The organism is Streptomyces sp. NPDC034085, assembly GCF_055575555.1.
Genome location: NZ_JBVISL010000010.1, coordinates 155,725 through 172,065, shown reverse-complemented (window position 1 = coordinate 172,065; position 16,341 = coordinate 155,725). Strand labels below are relative to the sequence as shown.

At 71.1% G+C, this 16,341-nt stretch carries 20 protein-coding genes and 1 pseudogene; 15 read left to right on the top strand and 6 right to left on the bottom strand.

The genetic code is table 11. The features are described 5' to 3' along the window. Positions 1–387: 387 nt before the first annotated feature. The 5 genes from ACZ501_RS28955 to ACZ501_RS28935 are packed head-to-tail and all read left to right on the top strand — an operon-like array spanning position 388 to position 5,189. Positions 388–1,032, top strand: coding sequence for a TlpA family protein disulfide reductase (locus ACZ501_RS28955; RefSeq protein WP_361597111.1), 645 nt, complete (start codon positions 388–390; stop codon positions 1,030–1,032). Positions 1,033–1,036: 4 nt separating this feature from the next. Continuing rightward, the gene (locus tag ACZ501_RS28950; RefSeq protein WP_361597114.1) at positions 1,037–1,816 is read left to right on the top strand and encodes a cytochrome c biogenesis CcdA family protein; all 780 of its coding nucleotides are present in this window, start codon (positions 1,037–1,039) and stop codon (positions 1,814–1,816) included. A 13-nt stretch (positions 1,817–1,829) separates the two neighbouring features. Then, positions 1,830–3,572, top strand: coding sequence for a cytochrome c biogenesis protein ResB (resB, locus tag ACZ501_RS28945; RefSeq protein ID WP_361597117.1), 1,743 nt, complete (start codon positions 1,830–1,832; stop codon positions 3,570–3,572). After that, positions 3,569–4,660: a c-type cytochrome biogenesis protein CcsB gene (ccsB, locus tag ACZ501_RS28940; RefSeq protein ID WP_361597120.1), complete on the top strand. Its 1,092-nt coding sequence runs from the start codon at positions 3,569–3,571 to the stop codon at positions 4,658–4,660. The genes resB and ccsB overlap by 4 nt, the downstream gene beginning before the upstream one ends. A 25-nt stretch (positions 4,661–4,685) precedes the next feature. Then, positions 4,686–5,189, top strand: a complete 504-nt coding sequence (locus tag ACZ501_RS28935; RefSeq protein ID WP_361597123.1) for an SRPBCC domain-containing protein — start codon at positions 4,686–4,688, stop codon at positions 5,187–5,189. 2 nt (positions 5,190–5,191) lie between these two features. Here the strand turns inward: ACZ501_RS28935 and ACZ501_RS28930 are convergent, their stop codons facing one another. Then, positions 5,192–5,593, bottom strand: coding sequence for a MarR family winged helix-turn-helix transcriptional regulator (locus tag ACZ501_RS28930; RefSeq protein WP_468799465.1), 402 nt, complete (start codon positions 5,591–5,593; stop codon positions 5,192–5,194). Positions 5,594–5,765: 172 nt separating this feature from the next. On the opposite strand from ACZ501_RS28930, the gene ACZ501_RS28925 reads away from it, so the two are divergent. Beyond that, the gene (locus ACZ501_RS28925; protein WP_468799411.1) at positions 5,766–6,137 is read left to right on the top strand and encodes a cupin domain-containing protein; all 372 of its coding nucleotides are present in this window, start codon (positions 5,766–5,768) and stop codon (positions 6,135–6,137) included. A gap of 34 nt (positions 6,138–6,171) precedes the next feature. Here the strand turns inward: ACZ501_RS28925 and ACZ501_RS28920 are convergent, their stop codons facing one another. Further along, positions 6,172–6,510 (bottom strand): PLD nuclease N-terminal domain-containing protein, encoded by a 339-nt coding sequence (locus ACZ501_RS28920; protein ID WP_361597136.1) that lies wholly within the window; start codon positions 6,508–6,510, stop codon positions 6,172–6,174. 90 nt (positions 6,511–6,600) lie between these two features. Between ACZ501_RS28920 and ACZ501_RS28915 the strand changes: the two genes are divergently transcribed. From ACZ501_RS28915 to mqnP, 3 genes are read left to right on the top strand one after another with little or no spacing between them, the layout of a single operon-like run. Further along, the gene (locus ACZ501_RS28915; RefSeq protein ID WP_045949394.1) at positions 6,601–8,058 is read left to right on the top strand and encodes a menaquinone biosynthesis decarboxylase; all 1,458 of its coding nucleotides are present in this window, start codon (positions 6,601–6,603) and stop codon (positions 8,056–8,058) included. Further along, a complete protein-coding gene (locus ACZ501_RS28910; RefSeq protein WP_361597140.1) occupies positions 8,055–8,528 on the top strand; it encodes a hypothetical protein in 474 nt (157 codons plus the stop codon). The genes ACZ501_RS28915 and ACZ501_RS28910 overlap by 4 nt, the downstream gene beginning before the upstream one ends. Further along, complete coding sequence (mqnP, locus tag ACZ501_RS28905) at positions 8,525–9,448, top strand: menaquinone biosynthesis prenyltransferase MqnP (protein WP_361597143.1); 924 nt, start codon at positions 8,525–8,527, stop codon at positions 9,446–9,448. Before ACZ501_RS28910 ends, mqnP begins: the two co-directional genes overlap by 4 nt. Here mqnP and ACZ501_RS28900 read toward each other — a convergent pair. Continuing rightward, the gene (locus ACZ501_RS28900; RefSeq protein ID WP_361597146.1) at positions 9,445–10,050 is read right to left on the bottom strand and encodes a rhomboid family intramembrane serine protease; all 606 of its coding nucleotides are present in this window, start codon (positions 10,048–10,050) and stop codon (positions 9,445–9,447) included. The genes mqnP and ACZ501_RS28900 overlap by 4 nt on opposite strands. A gap of 89 nt (positions 10,051–10,139) precedes the next feature. Between ACZ501_RS28900 and ACZ501_RS28895 the strand changes: the two genes are divergently transcribed. Next, entirely contained in the window at positions 10,140–10,811 is a 672-nt protein-coding gene (locus ACZ501_RS28895; RefSeq protein ID WP_361597149.1) for a UbiX family flavin prenyltransferase, read from the top strand. A gap of 11 nt (positions 10,812–10,822) precedes the next feature. Here the strand turns inward: ACZ501_RS28895 and ACZ501_RS28890 are convergent, their stop codons facing one another. Then, positions 10,823–10,957 carry a hypothetical protein gene (locus tag ACZ501_RS28890; RefSeq protein ID WP_361597152.1) on the bottom strand — a complete coding sequence of 45 codons (135 nt, stop codon included), beginning with the start codon at positions 10,955–10,957 and terminating at the stop codon, positions 10,823–10,825. Between the two features lie 121 nt (positions 10,958–11,078). On the opposite strand from ACZ501_RS28890, the gene ACZ501_RS28885 reads away from it, so the two are divergent. The 5 genes from ACZ501_RS28885 (at position 11,079) to ACZ501_RS28865 (ending at position 15,519) form a co-directional block, all read left to right on the top strand. Next, positions 11,079–11,534 (top strand): Lrp/AsnC family transcriptional regulator, encoded by a 456-nt coding sequence (locus ACZ501_RS28885; RefSeq protein ID WP_344151061.1) that lies wholly within the window; start codon positions 11,079–11,081, stop codon positions 11,532–11,534. A gap of 61 nt (positions 11,535–11,595) precedes the next feature. After that, complete coding sequence (gene mqnE, locus ACZ501_RS28880) at positions 11,596–12,759, top strand: aminofutalosine synthase MqnE (protein WP_361597156.1); 1,164 nt, start codon at positions 11,596–11,598, stop codon at positions 12,757–12,759. A 102-nt stretch (positions 12,760–12,861) separates the two neighbouring features. Beyond that, entirely contained in the window at positions 12,862–13,386 is a 525-nt protein-coding gene (locus ACZ501_RS28875) for a GNAT family N-acetyltransferase (protein ID WP_468799409.1), read from the top strand. A gap of 118 nt (positions 13,387–13,504) precedes the next feature. Next, complete coding sequence (locus ACZ501_RS28870) at positions 13,505–13,774, top strand: DUF4229 domain-containing protein (RefSeq protein ID WP_468799463.1); 270 nt, start codon at positions 13,505–13,507, stop codon at positions 13,772–13,774. A 425-nt stretch (positions 13,775–14,199) separates the two neighbouring features. After that, positions 14,200–15,519 carry a dicarboxylate/amino acid:cation symporter gene (locus ACZ501_RS28865; protein ID WP_468799407.1) on the top strand — a complete coding sequence of 440 codons (1,320 nt, stop codon included), beginning with the start codon at positions 14,200–14,202 and terminating at the stop codon, positions 15,517–15,519. An 85-nt stretch (positions 15,520–15,604) separates the two neighbouring features. Here the strand turns inward: ACZ501_RS28865 and ACZ501_RS28860 are convergent. Both ACZ501_RS28860 and ACZ501_RS28855 read right to left on the bottom strand, forming a co-directional pair. After that, positions 15,605–16,083, bottom strand: a pseudogene (locus ACZ501_RS28860) (dienelactone hydrolase family protein); the annotation flags it as partial. Beyond that, the gene (locus ACZ501_RS28855) at positions 16,020–16,322 is read right to left on the bottom strand and encodes a hypothetical protein (RefSeq protein ID WP_362455718.1); all 303 of its coding nucleotides are present in this window, start codon (positions 16,320–16,322) and stop codon (positions 16,020–16,022) included. The pseudogene ACZ501_RS28860 and the gene ACZ501_RS28855, both read right to left, overlap by 64 nt. Positions 16,323–16,341 lie beyond the last annotated feature (19 nt).

Sequence of the window (16,341 nt, the reverse complement as noted above, 5' to 3'; positions counted from 1 at the left end):
TGCGGGGCCGTGGGCGCCGCTGCGCGGGGCTGGGTTCCCCTACCCGCCCTTCGCCCGTTCCCCGGGGCTGCGCCCCGGACCCCCGGGCTGTGCCCCGGACCCCCGGGCTGTGCCCCGGACCCCGCGGGGCTGCGCCCCGGACCCCCGGGCTGCGCCCCGGACCCCGCGGGGCTGCGCCCCGGACCCCCGGGCTGTGCCCCGGACCCCGCGGGGCTGCGCCCCGGACCCCGCGGGGCTGTGCCCCGGACCCCGCGCCTCAAGCGCCGGCGGGCCGGGTTGGGCCGGCGGGGCTGGAGGCCGCCGGGCTGGGTTTGAGGTTGACCTGGGGGTTCATGGGGCGCTGGGGGGTGCGGAAGATCCGCAAATCGGTCATGCGAAACTTTTCACATGAGCCTTAGCCGCGCGCGTGACCGTCGAACCAACCGCCGCTCGACCAGCGGCCGCGCCGTCCTGCTGACCGCGATCACCCTCGCGAGTGCCCTGACCCTGTCGGCCTGCGGTGATTCCGGCAGCGGAGGCAAGCCGGCCGGTTCCGGCGGGGGGAACTACGTGACGGGCCCCAGCGGCATCTCCACCGTCGCCAAGGCCGACCGCACCGACGCCCCCAAGCTCGACGGGGACACCGTCGACGGCAAGACGCTCGACACCACCGCCCTCAAGGGCAAGGTCGTCGTCCTCAACGTCTGGGGCTCCTGGTGCCCGCCCTGCCGCGCCGAGGCCCCGTACTTCGCGAAGGTCTCCAAGGAGATGGCCGACGCCGGCAAGGACGTCGCCTTCGTCGGGATCAACACCCGCGACAACAGCAAGCAGAACGCCGCCGCCTTCGAGGAGAACTTCGGGATCACCTACCCGAGCCTCTACGACCCGGACGGCAAGCTGATGCTCCGCTTCCCCAAGGGCACGCTCAACGCGCAGTCCATCCCCTCCACGATCGTCCTCGACAAGCAGGGCAGGATCGCCGCCCGCACCCTCGTCGCGGTCAACGAGGAGCAGCTGCGCTCGATGATCGACCCGCTCCTCGCGGAGCAGTGAGCGCGTGGACCCGCACCTCCTCCTCGCCGCCGAGGCGACCGGCGTGAACACCACGGTCCTCAGCGGCGCGCTCCTGCTGGCCCTGCCGATCGCGCTGCTCGCCGGGCTGGTGTCGTTCTTCTCCCCCTGCGTGCTCCCGCTCGTGCCCGGCTACCTCTCCTACGTCACCGGCGTGAGTGGTGCCGACCTCGCCGAGGCCCGGCGCGGCCGGATGCTGGCGGGCGCGAGCCTGTTCGTCCTCGGCTTCACCGCCGTCTTCGTCTCGACGGGCGCGCTCTTCGGCCAGTTCGGCGACGTCTTCCAGGGGGAGAACAAGGAGATCGTCACCCGGGTCATGGGCGGTCTGGTGATCCTGCTCGGCCTGTTCTTCATGGGAGCGATCCCGGGGCTGACCATGCGGGAGTTCCGCTTCCACAAGAAGCCGACGGCGGGCCTGCTCGGGGCGCCCGTGCTCGGCGTGCTCTTCGGCATCGGCTGGACCCCCTGCATGGGCCCCACCCTCGCCGCCGTCAACACGCTCTCCATCGACCAGGCCAGTGCCGGGCGCGGCGCGCTGCTGATGGTGGTCTACTGCTTGGGCCTCGGCCTCCCCTTCATCCTCGCGGCGATCGCCTTCCGCAAGGCGCTCGGGGCGTTCGGATGGGTCAAGAAGCACTACGCGTGGGTGATGCGCATCGGCGGCGGCATGCTGATCGTCACCGGTCTGCTGCTCGTCACGGGACTGTGGGGCGGCATCGTCTACGAGATGCAGAGCTGGACGAACGGCTTCACGGTGGGGATCTGAGGACTACACGGACATGAGTACGACCGACAAGGCGCCCGCCGAGGCGCCGAACGACTCCGGCACGCCCAACGACTCCGGCGGCCCGCCCAACGACTCCGGCCCGGCGCACGACGACGCCGCGGCCCGAGCGCAGCTCTCCACCGCCCCCGTCGAGGACGGCGCGGCCACCCCCGTCGGCATCGGGGTCACCGGCTGGATCCGCTGGTTCTGGCGCCAGCTCACCTCCATGCGGGTGGCGCTGATCCTGCTCTTCCTGCTCTCCCTCGGCTCCATCCCCGGCTCCCTGGTCCCCCAGACGCAGGTCGACCCGATGAAGGTCGCCCAGTGGAAGAAGGACCACCAGTTCTGGGTGCCGGTCGCCGAGAAGCTCCAGCTCTTCGACGTCTACAGCTCGGTGTGGTTCTCCGCGATCTACATCCTGCTGTTCGTGTCGCTGATCGGCTGCATCGTCCCGCGCACCTGGCAGTTCGTCGGCCAGCTCACCGGCCGCCCGCCGGGCGCGCCGCGCCGCCTGGAGCGGCTGCCGGCGTACGCGGCGTGGCGTACGGAGGCCTCCCCGGACGAGGTCCTCTCCAGGGCGAGGACCCTGCTGCGCAAGCGGCGCTTCCGCACGGAGCCGGTCGGGGACGCCGTCGCCGCCGAGAAGGGTTACCTGCGCGAGGCCGGGAACCTGGCCTTCCACATCGCCCTGATCGTGCTGCTGGTGGCCTTCGCGGCCGGGCAGCTCTTCAAGTCCGAGGGCGGCAAGCTCGTCCTGCGCGGCAAGGGCTTCGCCAACACGCTCACCCAGTACGACGACTTCAAGTACGGCAGCCTCTTCTCACCGGACAGCCTGCCGCCGTTCTCGTTCACCCTGGACCGGTTCGACGCGACGTACGAGAAGAGCGGCCCGCAGAAGGGCACCCCGCGCGACTTCAAGGCGTACGTCACCTACAGCGAGGGCGCGCACGGCCGGCCGAAGCAGGCCGAGATCGAGGTCAACAAGCCGCTGGAGATCGACGGCTCCAAGGTCTTCCTGCTGGGCCACGGCTACGCGCCGGTCATCTCGGTGTCCGACCCCTCCGGCAAGGTGATCTACAAGGACGCCGTGCCGATGCTGCCCTTCGACGCCAACCTGAGCTCGTCGGGCGCGGTCAAGGTCCCGGACGGCTACCGCAACAAGAACGGCGACAAGGAGCAGCTCGGCTTCAACGCCATGTTCGTGCCGACCTTCGCCGGAGCCGGCAAGGGCACGATGCTCTCGCAGTTCCCCGCCCTGGACTTCCCGGTCCTCGCCCTCAGCGCCTACCACGGCAGCCTGGGTGTGGACGCGGGCCTGCCGCAGAACGTGTACCAGCTGAACACCTCCAAGATGCAGGAGTTCAAGAACCCCGAGGGCGAGCTGTTCAAGCAGCGGCTGCTGCCGGGCGAGACGATGACCCTGCCGGACGGCGCGGGCACCGTGAAGTTCGAGGGCATCGAGCGCTGGGCCACCTTCTCGGTCACCCAGCAGCCCGGCAACGGGCTGGCCCTCGCGGGTGCGGTCGTCGCCATCGGCGGTCTGGCCGCGTCCCTGTTCATCCAGCGCCGCCGGATCTGGGTCCGTGCGGTCCGGGGCGAGGACGGCCTGACCGTCGTGGAGATGGCGGGCCTGGGCCGCAGCGAGTCGGCGAAGCTGCCGGAGGAGCTGTCGGTGCTCTGCGCCGCCCTGTACGAACGGGCGCCGAGCCCCGTGCAAGCCGTAACCACAGAGGAAGAAGAGGGGGAGCGCGCATGACGACGCTGCTCGCGGCGGCGACGAACGAGAGCCTCGCCGATCTCAGCAACAAGCTGGTGTACGCGTCGATGGCGGTCTACACGCTCGCCTTCCTCGCGCACATCACCGAGTGGGTCTTCGGCAGCCGCAGCAAGGTGGGCCGTACGGCCGCCGCGCTGACGGCGCCGACGGCCGCGGCCGGTGCGGCGCCCGCCGTGCGGGTGCGGACCAAGGGCGGCGCGACGGCTGTCCTCGACAGGCCGGAGGTCGTCACCCGCTCCGTGTCCGGCACCCGGGACGTCCCCGACGGCCCTGGCGCGGCGGGCGGCACCGAGCAGGGTGACCTGTACGGGCGCATCGCGGTCTCGTTGACCGTGCTCGGCTTCCTGATCGAGGCGGCCGGCGTGGTCGCCCGCGCGATGTCGGTGCAGCGGGCCCCCTGGGGCAACATGTACGAGTTCTCGGTGACCTTCTCCACGGTCGCGGTCGGCGCGTACCTGATGCTCCTGGCGCTGAAGAAGAACGTCCGCTGGCTCGGCCTGATCCTGGTCACCACCGTCCTGCTGGACCTCGGCATCGCCACGACCTGGCTGTACACCGCCAGTGACCAGCTGGTGCCGGCCCTGCACTCGTACTGGCTGTGGATCCACGTCTCCACCGCCATCTTCTGCGGCGCTGTCTTCTACATCGGCGCGGCCGGCGCGGTCCTCTACCTGTTCCGCGACAGCTACGAGAGCCACCTGGAGGCCGGCCGCACCCCGGGCCGGTTCCGGACCTCGGTGCTGGAACGGCTGCCCTCGGCGGCCTCGCTCGACAAGTTCTCCTACCGGATCAACGCGGCCGTCTTCCCGCTGTGGACCTTCACCATCGTCGCGGGCGCCATCTGGGCGGGCGACGCCTGGGGCCGCTACTGGGGCTGGGACCCGAAGGAGGTCTGGTCCTTCGTGACCTGGGTGGCGTACGCCTGCTACCTGCACGCGCGGGCCACGGCGGGCTGGAAGGGCCGCAAGGCCGCCTATCTGGCGCTCTTCGCCTTCGCCTGCTGGATCTGGAACTACTACGGCGTGAACATCCTGCTCAGCGGCAAGCACTCGTACGCGGGCGTCTGACCCGCCGGAGTGGGACGCTGGTGGTATGTCTCCTGTGAGCCATGCCACCAGCGAGCCGCACGGCTCCGGCCGCTGGACCATCCGCTTCGAGATGCACCTGCCGTACGGCTACCAGGCCCTGTGGCCCGCCGTGACGACGCCGGACGGGCTGCGCGGCTGGCTGGCGGCGGCGGACGTGCTGGAACGCCGGCTCGGCGGTGCCGTCACCCTGCGCTGGCTGAACACCGGCACCACGGTGTCCGGGCACGTCACGGCCTGGGACACCGAGCGGGTCGCCGAGTACACCGTCTCCGAGCACGGCCGGATCCGCTTCCATCTGGAGGCGGTGGGCACCGATTCGACGGTGGTCCGCTTCCTGAACGAACGCGGCGGCTCCGCGCAGGAGCGCCTCGACTGCCTGGCCGGCTGGCACGACCACCTCGAACGGCTGGAGGCCGCGCTGGCCGGGCACCCGACCGACTGGGCGGCCTGGACCGACGCCCGCTGGGGCGAGCTGCGCGCCTCCTATGCGTCCTTCTCCCGGACGTAGGCTCACCACACCGGCCGCAGCGGCGGCAGCCCCCCGTCCCCGTGCAGGGCGCGTATGACGCGCGCCAGCTCCCCCCGCAGCGCGGCGAGGTCGGCCCGTGCGGCCAGCTCGGCCTCCAGCTGGTGCAGGACCCGCCCGGCGGTGGCCAGGTGGCGGTCGGCGGCGGGGGTGAGGACCACCAGTTTGCGGCGTCCGCCGCCGGGGTGCGGTTCACGCCGGACGTAGCCGCGCTTCTCCAGGTCGTCCACGATCTGTCCGGCGGCCTGCTTGGTCACCCCGAGCCGTTCGGCCAGCTCGCTCGCGGTGGCGCCGGGTCCCTTGAGGGCCTGGAAGGCCATGCCGTGCAGGGGGCGCAGGTCGGCGTAGCCCTCCTCGGCGAGGCGCCGGGTGAACTCGCCGAGCATCAGCTGGAAGCCGATCCCGAGGAGGAAGGTCAGCTCGGTGCCGGGGTTCTCTTCTGCGGAGGTCACGCGTCCATGGTGCCACAGGCGAGTAAAGCCCCTTGACTCAGTTGAGTAAAGGGTCTTTACTCACAGGCATCCGCACGCCACGCCGCCAACGGAAGAGGACACCACCGTGCACGTGATCAGCGCTTCCCCCGAGAACGTCACCGCCACCCCGAACGCCACCATGACCGGCCTCGCCGCCCCCAGCCGCGGCAGCTCCGAACTCGCCACCTGGCACGTCGACATGGCCGCCGGCGCCACCGGCCCCGAGCACACCGTCAGCCGCGAGCAGGTCTGGCTGCTCACCGCCGGCTCCCTGGAGGTCACCTGCGACGGCCGCACCGAGAAGGCGTCCGCCGGCCAGACCCTCGTCCTGCCGCCGGACGTGCTCCGCCGGATCCACGCCCCCGAGTCCTTCGAGGCGTACGTCGCCATGCGCGCGGACGGCGTGGTCTCGGTGCCCGGCACCGAGGGCACCCGCGTCCTGCCGTGGGCGCAGTGACCGGCCCGGGCCGCACCCCCCGGCGGCGGGGCTGCTAGTCCTTGTCCGTGCCGGGCTCGCCCTTGCCGCCGTCCCCGTCCTTGTCCTTCTTCCGCTCCTGCTCCTCGCGCAGGGACTTCAGGAACTCCGGGTTGTCGTCGGGCGCCACCCACTGCGTGCGGCGGGCACGCCCCCCGCCACCGCCGCCGACCACGGAGCGCTTGCGGCCCGCGAAGAGCCACACCACCGGGCCGACGATCGAGAACAGCAGGATGATCAGCACCCAGACCGTCTTGGGGAGGTGCTTGACCTCCTCCTCCGGGGTGTTCAGGCAGTCGATGAAGGCGTAGATGGTCAGCGCGATGATCAGCAGGAACGGCAGATAGCGCAGCACGGTGTGGGACCGACTCCCGGGAAGTGGCGACGGGCCCGCGCGGGGCCCCGGTGACGGTTCCAGGGTATGGGGTGACGGATACTGGGCTCCATGGCTTACGACGATCTCCGCTCGCTGCTCCGGGCTCTGGAGCGGGAGGGCGACCTCAAGCGCATCAAGGCCGAAGTCGACCCGTACCTGGAGGTCGGGGAGATCGTCGACAGAGTGAACAAGGCCGGCGGCCCGGCCCTGCTCTTCGAGAACGTCAAGGGCTCGGCGATGCCGCTCGCCATGAACGTCTTCGGGACCGACCGCCGCCTCCTGAAGGCCCTCGGCCTGAAGTCGTACGGCGAGATCAGCGAGAAGATCGGCGGCCTGCTCAAGCCCGAACTGCCCCAGGGCTTCATCGGCGTCCGCGAGGCCTTCGGCAAGCTCGGCTCGATGGTCCACGTACCGCCGAAGAAGGTGAAGGGCGAGTCCGCGCCCGTCCAGGAGGTCGTCCTCACCGGCGACGACGTCGACCTGGATCAGCTGCCGGCCCTCTTCACCTGGCCCAAGGACGGGGGCTCCTTCTTCAACCTGGGCCTCACCCACACCAAGCACCCCGAGACCGGCGTGCGCAACCTCGGCCTCTACCGGCTCCAGCGCCACGACAAGCGCACCATCGGCATGCACTGGCAGATCCACAAGGACAGCCGCAACCACTACGCCGTCGCCGCCGCCCGCGGCGAGCGGCTGCCGGTCGCGATCGCGTTCGGCTGCCCGCCGGCCGTGACGTACGCGTCCACCGCGCCGCTGCCGGGCGACATCGACGAGTACCTCTTCGCCGGGTTCGTCGCGGGCAAGCGGATCGAGATGGTCGACTGCAAGACCGTCCCGCTCCAGGTCCCGGCCAACGCCGAGGTCGTCATCGAGGGCTGGCTGGAGCCGGGGGAGATGCTCCCCGAGGGCCCCTTCGGCGACCACACCGGCTTCTACACGCCGCAGGAGCCCTTCCCCGCGCTGAAGATCGACTGCGTGACGATGCGGAAGCGCCCGCTGCTCCAGTCGATCGTCGTCGGCCGGCCGCCGACCGAGGACGGCCCGCTGGGCCGCGCGACGGAGCGTTTCTTCCTGCCGCTGCTCAAGATCATCGTCCCGGACATCGTGGACTACCACCTCCCCGAGTCGGGCGGTTTCCACAACTGCGCGATCGTCTCGATCGACAAGAAGTACCCCAAGCACGCGCAGAAGGTCATGCACGCCATCTGGGGCGCCCACATGATGTCGCTGACCAAGCTGATCATCGTGGTGGACAAGGACTGCGACGTCCACGACCTGCACGAGGTCTCCTGGCGGGCCCTCGGCAACACCGACTACTCCCGCGACCTGACCGTGGTCGAGGGGCCGGTGGACCACCTGGACCACGCCTCCTACCAGCAGTTCTGGGGCGGCAAGGCAGGCATCGACGCGACGAAGAAGCTGCCGGAGGAGGGCTACACCCGCGACGGCGGCTGGCCCGACATGGTCGAGTCCGACCCGGCGACGGCGGCCCTGGTGGACCGCCGCTGGAAGGAGTACGGCCTGTGAGCCCCATCGGCGTGGGCGGTCCCGCCCTCTTCATCGGCGACGACACCACGTACGTGGCCCTCGTGCGCCCGGTACTCGACCCGTCCGACCCGGGCGTCGGGATGGCCGCCCAGCAGGCGGGGGTGAGCGCCGAGGAGTTCGCCGGCTCCGGCGACGTCTGGGCGCTGATGTGGGAGCAGGAGGACGGCGGCGGTGGCTTCGAGCTGCCCGGCCTGCGGGACGCGGACGCCGACGACTTCGCGGAGCGCCTGCTCGCCGAGCTGGCGTTCGCCGCGGCCGAGCCGTTCACCGTCGAGGCGGGCCCCGTGCTGAGCCTGGAGGGCCGCCCGTCCGGCGGGTCCTGCGCCTTCCTGGCCCGGATCACCCCGCCGGAGGGCGAGGAGGTGCCCCCGCTCACCCTGGAGATCGCCCCGGAGGCCGTGGGCACCCTCCGCGCCGACCTCGAAGCGTTCCGCGGGAGCCTCGTATGACCTCCGCCGCCGAAGCCCTCCCGGGACCCGGCTCCGCGCCGCAGGCCACCGGCAAGGTGAAGGCCTTCCTGCGCCTCGTGATGATCGAGCACTCGGTCTTCGCGCTGCCCTTCGCGTACATCGCCGCCCTCACGGCCATGTTCCGGCTCGACGGGCGCATGCACTGGAAGGAGCTGCTGCTCGTCACCGTCTGCATGGTGGGCCTGCGCACCTTCGCCATGGCCGCGAACCGGATCATCGACCGCGAGATCGACGCCCGGAACCCGCGCACCGCCGGACGTGAGTTGGTCACCGGCGCCGTGTCGGTCCGCTCCGCATGGACCGGCGCGGGGATCGCGCTGGTGGTCTTCCTCGGCTCGGCCGCCCTGCTGAACCCGCTGTGTCTGGCGCTGGCGCCGGTCGCGGTCGTGCCGATGGTGGTCTACCCGTACGGCAAGCGCTTCACGGACTTCCCGCACGCCATCCTCGGCCTGGCCCAGGCGATGGGCCCGGTCGGGGCCTGGCTGGCGATCACGGGGGAGTGGTCCTGGGACGCGGCCGTCCTCGGCCTCGCCGTGGGCGTGTGGATCGGCGGCTTCGACCTGATCTTCGCCTGCCAGGACGTGGCGGCCGACCGCGCGGAGGGCGTCCGCTCGGTCCCGGCCCGCTTCGGCGTCCCGGCGGCCCTGTGGGGCGCCCGTGGCGCGCACGTGGTCACGACCGGCCTGCTGGCCTGGTACGCCGTGCTCACCGACGCGGGGGTCCTCTTCTGGACCGGCCTGCTGATCGTGGTGGCGGCCTTCCTCTACGAGCACACCATCGTCAAGCCGCACGACCTGTCCCGCCTGAACCGCGCCTTCTTCACGGTCAACGGCTTCATCGGCATCGCCCTGTTCCTGTGCGCGCTGGCCGACCTGGTGGTGCGGGGCCTGGCCTTCTAGGCGGCCAGGGCCTGCCGGGGCGCCGGGCGGCGGTAGTACACGGCCGTCGCCACGCCTGCGGCGAGGCCGATGAGGTGGGCGTACCAGGCGATGCCGGAGTCCGTCGGCAGGATGCCCGTGAATATCGTTCCGCCCCACACCCCGGCGACCACGAGGCCCACCGCCACGTTCAGCGGCTTGCGTTCGACGAAGCCGCGGACCACCACGTAGCCGAAGAGGCCGAAGACCAGGCCCGAAGCTCCGGCTCCGATCGTGTTCGGCGGGGCGACCAGCCAGGAGCCGATCCCGTCGGCCAGAATGATCAGACCGCTGACGGCGAGGAACCGGCGTATGCCGCTCAGCGCCGCGATGAAGCCGAACACGAGCAGCGGGATGCTGTTGGACGCCACGTGGTCGAAGCCGAAGTGCAGGAACGGGCACGCGACGATGCCGACCAGGTGCTCCGTGTCCCGGGGCCTGATCCCGTACTGGTCGAGGGAGTGCCCGGTGGCGTAGTCGACCGCCTCGATCGCCCACAGCAGCGCCACCCAGCCCAGCATCAGCTGCGCGGCGGCCTTGGCGCGGTCCGTTCTGCTCCAGGCCGGCTCGGTCGACGTGCTCATGATGGTTCCCCCTCGTGCCGTCCCACCCTCTGGGACGTGCGCACACCTTACCGAGTGCCCTCGCGCCGTGGCCGGATAGTCTCGGAGGTATGACTGACGGCAAGCGCACCCCGTGGGTGGTCGGGGTTTCCGGGGCGTCCGGGACGCCGTACGCGGCGGCGGTGATCCGGGGGCTGCTGGCGGCGGGCGAGAGTGTGGACCTGGTGGTCAGCCGGGCTTCGCGGCTCACCCTGCTGGACGAGACCGGGATCGCGTTCCGGGACGCGCACTGGCGCGCGGACCTGGAGGAGTGGCTGGGCCGCGGCGCCGACGGCAAGCCGGGGACCTTCGAGGGGTTCGACGTCGCCGGCGTGCGCCACTGGGGCGCCGGGGACCTGGCGGCCGGGCCGAGTTCGGGTTCGTACCCCGTCAAGGGGATGCTGATCGTCCCGGCCTCCACCGCCTGTGTGGCCGGTGTGGCGCTCGGGCTGTCGAAGGACCTGCTCCAGCGCGTCGCGAGCGTGACGCTCAAGGAGCGGCGCCGGCTGGTGGTCGCGGTGCGGGAGACCCCGCTGAACGGACAGACGCTGAGGCATCTGGTGGCGCTGGACGAGGCGGGCGCGGTCGTGCTGCCCGCCTCTCCGGCGTTCTACGCGGGCGCGACGCACATCCAGGACCTCGTGGACTTCGTCGCGGGGCGGGTGCTCGACGCGGCCGGTGTGCCGCACGGGCTGTACCGCCGTTGGGAGGGGGAGCTTGGCAGCGCCCGCCCCCGTGAGTAGCGGCAGCGCTGTCAGCGCTTCTTGGTGCTGCCCGGGCGACGGGTCTTGTCGACGCGGTGGGCGGCGGCGGGCTGGTCGGTGCGGGATCGGTTGGCCAGCTCCTGGAGCTGTCGCATGTGCGCGTAGGCCATCTCGATCGTGTACACGGTGAACCACTCCTGAAGATCGTCATTGATCTGTTGAAAGATTCACAGGGTGTTGACCCTGTGCGCCTTTGATTCTATACCTAAACTTGCAGGATCGCCGAATAATGGAAGGCTCCACGTAATGGACACGGTGGACAGGCAGCTCATCCAGGCACTCCGTGAGAACGGTCGCGCCTCATACGCCGAGCTGGGCCGTCTCGTGGGCCTCTCCGGCCCCAGCGTCACCGACCGCATCAACCGGCTGGAGTCGGCCGGTGTCATCACCGGCTACCGCGCGACGGTGGCCGCGGCCGAGCTCGGCCTCGGCGTCACCGCGCTGATCGGCATCTCCCTCTCCGACGCCGCCGACCACGAGGACGTGGCGCGCCGGCTGCGCGACCTCGCGGAGATCGAGGACTGCTGGTTCATCGCGGGCGACGACTCGTTCATGCTCAAGGTCCGCGCCAGCGACGTCGACGGCCTGGAGAAGATCATCCGCAAGCTGTCGGGCACCAAGGGCGTCTCCCGCACCCGCACCACCATCGTGCTCTCCACCAAGTGGGAGAACCGGGTCGGCGAGCTGCCCGAGGACGCCTGAGAGTACGGTGGGTGGCGGTTGCAGACAGGTCTGGACAGGGACAGGTAGAGGAGACACCGGCATGGACGCGGGGCTCAAGCGCGAGCTGGAGGAGAAGGTCCGCTCCGGCGAGCGGCTGACGCGGGAGGACGGCATCGCCCTCTACGCCTCGGACGACCTGGCCTGGCTGGGCGGTCTCGCCCACGAGGTGCGCACGCGCAAGAACGGCGACGTGGTCCACTTCAACGTCAACCGCCACCTCAACATGACGAACGTGTGCACCGCCTCCTGCGCGTACTGCTCGTTCCAGCGCAAGCCGGGCGAGAAGGACGCGTACACGATGCGCATCGAGGAAGCCGTCCGCCTGGCCAAGGCCATGGAGAACGAGAACCTCACCGAGCTGCACATCGTCAACGGCCTGCACCCCACCCTGCCGTGGCGGTACTACCCGCGCTCGCTGTCCGCCCTGAAGGAGGCGCTGCCGAACGTCTCGCTGAAGGCGTTCACGGCGACCGAGATCCACCACTTCGAGACGATCTCGGGCCTGTCGGCCTCCGAGATCCTCGACGAGCTGATCGAGGCCGGTCTCGAATCGCTCACCGGCGGCGGCGCGGAGATCTTCGACTGGGAGGTCCGCCAGCACATCGTCGACCACGCCACCCACTGGGAGGACTGGTCGCGCATCCACCGCCTGGCGCACGAGAAGGGCCTCAAGACCCCGAGCACGATGCTCTACGGGCACATCGAGGAGCCGCGCCACCGGGTGGACCACGTGCTGCGGCTGCGCGAGCTCCAGGACGAGACCGGCGGCTTCCAGGTCTTCATCCCGCTGCGCTACCAGCACGACTTCGTGGACATGCAGGACGGCAAGGTCCGCAACAAGCTCCAGGCGCGCACGACGATGGCGACGGGCGCCGAGGCGCTGAAGACCTTCGCCGTCTCCCGGCTGCTCTTCGACAACGTGCCGCACGTCAAGGTCTTCTGGGTGATGCACGGCGTGCAGACCGCCCAGCTCGCGCTCCAGCACGGCGCGGACGACATGGACGGCTCGGTGGTCGAGTACAAGATCACCCACGACGCCGACAACTACGGCACCCCGAACAAGCTGGGCCGCGACGACCTCCTGGAGCTCATCCGCGAGGCGGGCTTCCGCCCGGTCGAGCGCAACACGCGCTACGAGATCATCCGCGAGTACCCCGGCCCGGACGCCTCGCTGCGCGAGACCCCGCAGGCCATGCGCGTCTGACCCCGCGTCCGGCACCGCCGTCGCGGAAGCCCCGGCCCCCGTTCACCGGCGGGCCGGGGCTTTCCCGTTCCCCGAGGCCTGCGTAATGGGTACGATAGGCCAATGACCCTTACCTTCACGTTCGATCCGGTCGTCGACCCCGCCCTGCGCGAGGGCATCGCGCAGCTGTGGACCGAGGTCACCAACGCCGGCGGCGCGGTCGGCTTCGTCCCGCCCGTCACCGTCGACGACATCCGCCCCGCCCTGGTCAAGCACCTCGTCGCGATGGCCGAGGGCCGCCACCGGCTGCTGGTCGGGCGCGACCCCGGGGGCGCGGTCCAGGCCGCCGCCTTCCTCGCCTTCGAGGCGCACCCGTTGCGCAAGCACTGGGTCTGGGCGTACACGGTCATGGTCAGCCCCGCCCTCCAGGGCCGCGGCGCCGGGCGGGAGCTGATGGCCGCCCTCGCCGACGCGGCGCGCACGCTGGAGGGGATCGAGGCCATCCGCCTGGAGTGCCGCGGCGGGGCCGGGCTGGAGCACTTCTACGCGGCGTGCGGCTACAAGGAGGTCGGCCGCGTCCCCGACGCCATCCGCGTGGCCCCCGGCGACGACCGCGACGACATCACGATGCTGCTGCCGCTGCACTGACCCCACCGGGCCGCGACGGGGGCCCGGCGTGCTTCACTGGACGGGCACGTGCCGACGTAGGAGAGAGGAAGGGGTCACCGTGTCCCTCAAGCCGAGCGCGACGATCCGCTACACCGCGATGCGCCTGGGCATCTTCGTCGCATGCCTGGTGCTCGTCGCCGTCCTGGTCAACCTGGGCTGGTTCCCGGCCGGGCTGGGTGACGCCAACTTCGCCTGGGTCGTGCTGCTCGCGCTGGTGATCTCCGCGCCGCTGTCCTTCGTACTGCTGCGCAAGCAGCGCGACGAGATGTCCGCCCAGATCTCCGGACGCGTCGCGGATGCGAAGCAGAAGCTCGCCGCGAACCGCAGCCAGGAGGACGCGGCCGACGACGCCGCCCGCGTCGCCTGAGGGGCGCCGGCCCCGCCGGTCGCCTTCCTCACAGCCGCCCCGCGGCCGTCCGTCCACCGACACGCCCCGGCGCCGGGAACTCCCCCCGCGACGCCGGGGCTTCGGCGTTTCCGGGGCCGGGACGCCGGGCGGATCGGCCTCCGCGCGATCGGTGCTCAAAGCATCCCTTTGAGTTTCTCAAAGCGGAGGTGTTAGCGTGGGGACCATGTTGACCGCAGCCGCGCACCCGATGAGCCCGAGCGTCCCGCTCGTGGCGCGCCTGCACGTCGACCTCTGCCGCCGCGTGTCCGCGGCCTGTTGCCGTTGCCGCTGAAGCGCAACAGCAGCGGTCCCCGGCCGGCCCGGCCCCTTTCCGGCTGCCGCCGTACCGCACCCCTTGCAGAAACCTTCCGCCGTACGTCCGTGCGTCCCCCGGAGAGTGTGTCTTGTCCGCGTCCCCCCAGGCCCCGGCTCCCGCCAAGGCCTCCTTCACGTTCCCGTTCTGGGCCCAGATCGTCGTCGGCCTCGCGCTCGGCGTCCTGTTCGGCTGGCTCGCCCGCAGCCAGGACGTCAGCTGGCTGAAGACCACGCTGGAGCAGATCGGCGACATCTTCATCCAGCTCCTGAAGCTGGCCGTCGCCCCCCTGGTCTTCTTCGCCATCCTGGTGTCCATCACCAACCTCCGGAAGGTGAACAACGCCGCGCGGCTCGCCTCCCGCACCCTGCTCTGGTTCATGATCACCTCGCTGATCGCGGTGGGCATCGGCCTTGCCATCGGCCTGCTGACCGACCCGGGCGCCGGCACCGGCCTCACCCCGGCCGACGGCAAGGAGCCCAAGCGGCACGGCTCCTGGCTCGACTTCCTGACCGGCATCGTGCCGAAGGACATCGTCACGCCCTTCACCGAGCTGAACGTCCTCCAGATCGTCTTCCTGGCCGCCGTCGCCGGCATCGCCGCCCTCCAGCTCGGCCCCAAGGCCCAGCCCGTCCTGAACCTCGCCGAAGCCGTCCTGGAACTCCTCCAGAAGGCCCTGTGGTGGGTCATCCGCCTCGCCCCGATCGGCACCGTCGGCCTCATCGGCACCGCCATCGCGAGCTACGGCTGGGACCTGATCGGCAAGTACGCCACCTTCACCGCCGACGTCTACATCGGCTCGGCGCTCGTCATGTTCGGCGTCTACCCGCTGCTCCTCGCGACGGTCGCCAAGGTCAACCCGGTCCAGTTCTTCAAGGGCGCCTGGCCCGCGATCCAGCTGGCCTTCGTCTCCCGCTCCTCGGTCGGCACGATGCCGGTCACCCAGAAGGTCACCGAGCGCCTCGGCGTCCCGAAGGAGTACGCCTCCTTCGCCGTTCCCTTCGGCGCCACCACCAAGATGGACGGCTGCGCCGCGATCTACCCGGCGCTGGCCGCGATCTTCATCGCGAACATCTTCGACGTGCAGCTGGGCATCAAGGAGTACCTGCTCATCGCCTTCGTCTCGGTCGTCGGCTCCGCCGCCACGGCCGGCCTGACCGGCGCGACCGTGATGCTGACGCTGACCCTCTCCACGCTGGGTCTGCCGCTGGCGGGCGTCGGCCTGCTGATGGCGATCGACCCGATCCTCGACATGATGCGCACCGCGACGAACGTGGCCGGCCAGGCCGTCGTCCCGGTGATCGTGTCCGCCCGTGAGGGGATCCTCGACAAGGAGGCCTACGCCGCCGCCTCGTCCTCCCCGCTGGACGAGCCGGCCGTCCCGGCGGCCCCGGTGCCCGTCGCCGTGTAAGGCGGCGCGCGAGGCGCGACGCACGCCGTACGGCCAGGGGCGCCCGGATCTCACCGATCCGGGGCGCCCCTTCGCACGCCGGTCAGGCGTCGTTGTCGGACATGGTGAAGCCGTGGACGGTGTCGGGGTAGATCTCCGAGGTGTGGGCGACCCCCGCGGCGTCCAGGCCCCGGTTGAGCTCCGCCAGGGCGTCGGGCGTCAGGTCGCTCTCGGCGTGGCCGAAGTGCACCTGGCCGCTGATCCCGGCGAGGACACCGGGCCCGTCCGCGCCCACGGGAGCGTGGAACGCGGCGACGGCGGCCACCCGGCCGGGGTGGGCCGCGGCGGTGCGCGCCGCCAGCAGCCCGCCGATGCAGTAGCCGGTCACGGCGACCGGTCCGGGGGCGACTTCGGGCCGGGTGGTGAGGAACCCGAGGTAGGCGTCGGCGTCGCGCCGTACGCGTTCGGCGGTGTCAGCGGTGCCGGCCCGTGCCGGTGGAAGACGTTGGGGACGAGCGTCCTCAGACCGTCTGACCCCGCCAGTACGCCACCGCGGCGAGGAGGAAGGGGGCCGCGTACCACCAGCGGCCGAGGTTGCGGTGGAAGACGGGGACGGCGGTCAGCAGCAGGCCGAGGAAGCAGAGGAAGACCGAGACGCCGGCGGTGAAGCGCACGTCGTCGTGCAGCCGGTCGTACGGGGAGCCGGGCCGCAGGACCAGGGCGATCCAGCAGAAGTAGGCCGCCGGGAGGTAGACGAGGGCCAGGGGCACGGCGAGCACCCAGCGCAGGCACCCCCGGTCCTCGGGCAGGTCGATGGACGTCATCCGGCCATCTTCGCCGCCG